The 4,557-nt window shown below is 70.1% G+C and carries 4 protein-coding genes and 1 tRNA gene; 1 reads left to right on the top strand and 4 read right to left on the bottom strand.

Annotated elements, in window-relative coordinates; translation table 11 throughout:
- Positions 1-214: 214 nt before the first annotated feature.
- Positions 215-300 (top strand) — tRNA-Ser (locus G6023_RS10905).
- 70 nt (positions 301-370) lie between these two features.
- On the opposite strand, the gene G6023_RS10900 is transcribed toward G6023_RS10905, so the two are convergent.
- From G6023_RS10900 to G6023_RS10885, 4 genes are all read right to left on the bottom strand, one after another.
- The gene (locus G6023_RS10900; protein ID WP_132062159.1) at positions 371-580 is read right to left on the bottom strand and encodes a hypothetical protein; all 210 of its coding nucleotides are present in this window, start codon (positions 578-580) and stop codon (positions 371-373) included.
- A 102-nt stretch (positions 581-682) separates the two neighbouring features.
- On the bottom strand, positions 683-1,609 hold the full coding sequence (locus G6023_RS10895) for an alpha/beta hydrolase family protein (RefSeq protein ID WP_083249863.1): 927 nt from the start codon (positions 1,607-1,609) through the stop codon (positions 683-685).
- A 258-nt stretch (positions 1,610-1,867) separates the two neighbouring features.
- Entirely contained in the window at positions 1,868-3,604 is a 1,737-nt protein-coding gene (locus G6023_RS10890; RefSeq protein ID WP_083249862.1) for a bifunctional metallophosphatase/5'-nucleotidase, read from the bottom strand.
- Positions 3,605-3,727: 123 nt separating this feature from the next.
- On the bottom strand, positions 3,728-4,557 hold an 830-nt coding region (locus tag G6023_RS10885), incomplete at its 5' end, for a histidinol-phosphate transaminase (protein WP_182635493.1).

The following is a 4,557-nucleotide window of genomic DNA, read 5'->3' as shown; positions in this document are numbered from 1 at the left end:
GGCGGCCGCGACCGGGTCGTCGACCTCGGTCAGGCGCAGGGTGTCGGGGCCGTTGTCATATGCGATTGCCTTCATGTCCTCCGACGGTAGCCGGGATGAGACCCGAGGGCGGGCGGGCTGGGTGCGTACGCCCGCGGTCCACTACGATGAACGGCGTCGTCAACGCGGGTTCCACGTGGAACCACGCGGTCGTGCGTGTCGCGGCAGGCGGCGGGGAAGTGTGGCAGAGCGGCCGAATGCACTCGCCTTGAAAGCGAGCGTGCCTAAACAGCACCGGGGGTTCAAATCCCTCCACTTCCGCCTTAGCTCAGAGAACTTCCAGTTCAGGGGCGTTTACGGAACCGGTATCTGGTCTCGTGTCACTGTCGTGTCAGAGGCCTCGATCTTCGAGCTCCCGGCGGCGGCGTTCGTTGTGCTCGATGCACCGACGCCTGTAGTTGCCGTAGTTCTCGAGAGCCCGCTCGTCGCATTCGACGCAGTTGGGGCGAGGGCCTAGCCAGAACCGCTGAGGGGTGCCAGCGGGGATGGGCGCTCCGCACCGCTGACAGGTGACGTCGTGCGTGGTCACTCGAACGGTCATCGGCAGAAGTTTACGCCGACCCGGGGCAGACGTCAGCCCCCGCCGCTCGGGCTGGTCACCGCACGGGGCCGAGATGCCGGGAATTCGTCACCGAGGGCCCGCTCAGGCGGTCGTCTCCTGCAGGTCCGCTGCCGCGACGTAGCGGATGATCTCGAGCACCCGCGGGTACGAGCGGGACTTCCCCGACACGATCGAGACGTGGTCCTCACCCTCGAGCAGGACCAGTTTGGCGCGTCCTCCCCGGCGGGTGACCTCGTCGACGTAGCGCCGGGAGTTCTCCGCCGAGACGGTCGCATCCCGGTTGCCGTGGATCGCGACGACCGGTGTGCCGGTGTCGATGTTCTGGATGGGGTCCACCGACGCGTACCGCCACGGGAACTCGGAGGGCGTCCCGCCGATCGCCGTGACGATCCTGTCGTCCCCGTGGTTCGCGGCATAGACCATGTCCAGTGGTCCGGCGATCGAGATCACGCGCGTGGGCCGGAATGCGGGCTCGGCGCCCACCTCGTCGTCCTCGAGCAGGTGGCGGGTGCCGCCCCACACGGCGAGTTGCGCGCCCGCGCTGTGGCCCACCACGACCTCGTCGTCGGTCGTGATCTGGGGGAAGCGCCGGTCCACCTCGACCACGTGGTCGAGTGCGTCCGCGATGTCCCGGAAGGTGCCGGGCCAGCCGCCGCCGGAACCGACCCGGCGGTACTCCACGTTGTAGACCGCCATCCCTCGGCTCGCCAGTTCGCGCGCCAGGGGGTCGAAGATGTCCGCACCCAGCTGGTTCTGCCACGCCCCTCCGTGGATGAGGACCGCGAGCGGGATGGTGTCGACCTCCTGGGCCCCGGACGGCAGGTACAGGTCCGCCCAGTTCTGTTCGGGATCGGCGTCGGAATCCCGGGTCGGGTACTCGAAGCGCTGGACCGTGACCTCGTCCAGTCGGACGGTTCCCGCATAGGTCGGGTCCACCTGCGGAATGGCGGTCGTCGTCATGCAGCCGACCAGGGTGAGTGCGCCGCCCACCAGGGCCGCGCCACGCATGAGGAGGTGCCCCGGTCCCACGACGGGTCTTCGCGACGACATGGCCACCACTTCCTCAGGAGTCAATAAGGCGGAGTACCTTTTTTCTCCTTGGGTGGGCACGGTGCACAGGGGCGGGGGCGTCCGGAATCGCGGAGAGTGAAGCTGATCTTACTCTTTGATAGGCCCGCGGCGCTGAGAGGTGCCCCCCCCGTGTCGGCCCCCGGCGTGCCGTGCCGAGCCCGGCCTGCGGCGACCCGGTGCGGCTGTCGGGCCTCGTCAGCTGACGACGCTGATCCGGCCGGTCTCGGGGGCGCTCAGCGGGCCCTCCTCGCCCACATAGCGACGCAGTGCGTCGAGATCGGTCACCCCGGCCTCGCGGCGGTCCCCGCGTTCGGCCAGGACCGAGCCGTGCCACTCGGGGGAGGAGAGGAACTCGTTCACCACGACGGTGTACTCGCGCCGGGGGTCGACGGGCTCGTCGTCGATAATTATCTCCGACACCCTCGCTCCGGGCGGGCGGCGGAGGTCGACGGTGTAGCGCACGTTCGACGAGACCGCCGGGCCGTTGCGGCCGATGTCGTCGGCGAAGTGGTCGAAGGCCGCGCGGAGTTCCTCCCCGGTCACGGTGACCAGGTAGAGGCGATCCCCGTAGGGCTGCACGGTGTGCAGGTCGGCGTAGTCGAGGGGACCGGCGGGGAGGTCGGTGCGCAGGGAGTCCGGGTTGGACAGGGCGAGCTCGGCGCCCCGCCCCCGGGCGGCGTGGAGCTGGCCGTCGGCGATGAGGTCTGCCAGTGGTGACTCGCCGTTCGCGTCCATGTCCCGCTCGATGGTCTCGTCGGCGGTGCCGATGACCTCGCGGGCCTGCGGCGCCGCGGCGGCCCGGGCCTGGCGTACGAGCTCCTCGGTCCCGGCATCGGGTTCGATGTCGAGGTTGACCGTCTGGTTGAACACCGACGTCTGGGGCCGGATCACGTCGCCCGTGGCGGGGTCGACCGCCAGGTCGACGACGGTGACGGACCGGCCGTGGGACGCGGGGGCAACGACGACGCGCTCGTCGTTGTCCGAGTCGAAGACACGGCAGGTGGCCGGGCCGCCGGAAGCTCCCACGATGAGGGCGTCCACGGCGGGATTGAGCTGCTTGACCAGGTCCATCTCGGTGAGCTCGTCGGGGCACGCCGCCGGGTCGAGGTTGGCGTGGACGGTGTCGGATTGGACCATGGCGACGATCGCCTCCACGCCCAGGAACCGGAGTGACTCCACGGTCTCGTCGATCGCGCGGACGGGGTCGGTCAACCGCGTGGTCGTCTCCGGGACGGACGTCGACGGGGCGGTCACCGCCACGACCCCCACCAGGACGTCACCGACGCGGTGGATGGCGAAGGGGAAGGTGGGGGCCGAATCGGGCGACGGGATGACGTTGGACGCGAGGAACGGGAACGCCGCCCCACGGAACGGCGGGAGCGGGGGGTCGACGCGGCAGTCCCGCTCGGTCACGCACCCCGGCGTCACCAGGGATCGGACGTGGTCGGCGCCCTTCTCGAGTTCGCGTCGTCCCACGCCGGCCCCGTCCACACCGAGCCGGTTGAAGTACTCGATGGTCGCTCGGTCACCCAGCAACGCGGCCTCGGGGGCGGTCCCGCCGATCGAGTCGCCGGTGGCGAACAGCAGTGAATCCTCGGCCTGGTCGCGCAACTTTCCGACCGTGGCCGCGAGGTGTGGCCCGCCACCGGCGGGGCGGACGTTGCCCGAGCCGTCACGGAGCTCGCCCTGGAACCCCACGGGCCGGGACAGCGCACCGGAGAACTCCCCGATCCCCAGGATGCGGACCGACCGGGTCTCCGCCGCCGGGCTCCAGGGACTGCTGATCTGCGCGTCGGCACGCGGAGGGGAAGCGAGGGTTGCGACGAGGACCACGGCCGCGAACAGTGCGAAAGCGACCGGCCCGACGCGGCCCGTTATGGACGTGTGGATAGCTGCGGAGTTCACCTCGTGCCATGAACTCTTCTGCTGCACATCGTCTCCTAGGGGGGGTGGGGGCTCGCACGTTCCGCGATCCGGGGGTCGCGAGATCGTGACCTGCTCTCCCAAACCCGGCCCATGCTGCCCTCGCGATGTCACGGGACCCCGCCGGAAGCATTACGTTCTGGTCACGAAATGCCGGGCAGCAGTGAGGAATCGGTCGTTTTCCTCGGGATCCCCGATGGACACCCGCACTCCGTCGCCGGCGAAACACCGGGTGACGACCAGGTGCTCGCGGCAGTGGGCGTCGAAATCAGCCGCGGCGTCCCCGAGGGGTAGCCAGACGAAGTTCGCCTGGGTGTCCGGGACCGCGTGCCCCATGTCGAGCAGGGAAGCCCGTACGCGGGAGCGCTCGGCGACGACCGCGTCGGTGCGGGCCCGCAGTTCGTCCCCGGCCTCGAGGCAGGCGATTCCGGCGGCCTGCGCCAGGGAGCTCACCGAGAACGGGACGACCATCTTCGCCACCGGTACCACCAGTTCGGCGGGTCCGACGAGGTAGCCGACACGGAGGCCGGCCAGACCGTAGGCCTTGGAGAAGGTGCGCAGCGAGACCACGTTGGGCCGCGACATCGCCTCGGCGACGCCGTCCACCGGGTCCTCGGATCGCATGTACTCGTAGTAGGCCTCGTCCAGCGCCACGGTGACCCGTTCGGGGACGCGGTCGAGAAAAGCGAGGAGTTCGGCGCGGGTCACCGCCGGGCCGGTCGGGTTGTTGGGCGTGCAGACGAAGATCAGCCGGGTCCGGTCGGTGACGGTGGCGACGATCGCGTCGAGGTCCAGCGACCCGTCGTCCCGGTTGGGGACCGCGATCGGGACCGCGTGGGCGATGCGGGCGATGATCGGGTACGCCTCGAAGGAGCGCCAGCCGAAGACCACCTCGTCGCCCGGTGCACACACCGCCTGGACCAGTTGCTGGCACAGGGCGACCGAGCCGCAGCCGGCGGTGA

The sequence above is a fragment of the Dietzia sp. DQ11-71 genome, assembly GCF_014144995.1.
Taxonomy (GTDB): Bacteria; Actinomycetota; Actinomycetes; order Mycobacteriales; family Mycobacteriaceae; genus Dietzia; species Dietzia kunjamensis.
Note: the sequence above shows the minus strand (reverse complement) of the source record. Positions and strands in the feature narration are given on the sequence as shown.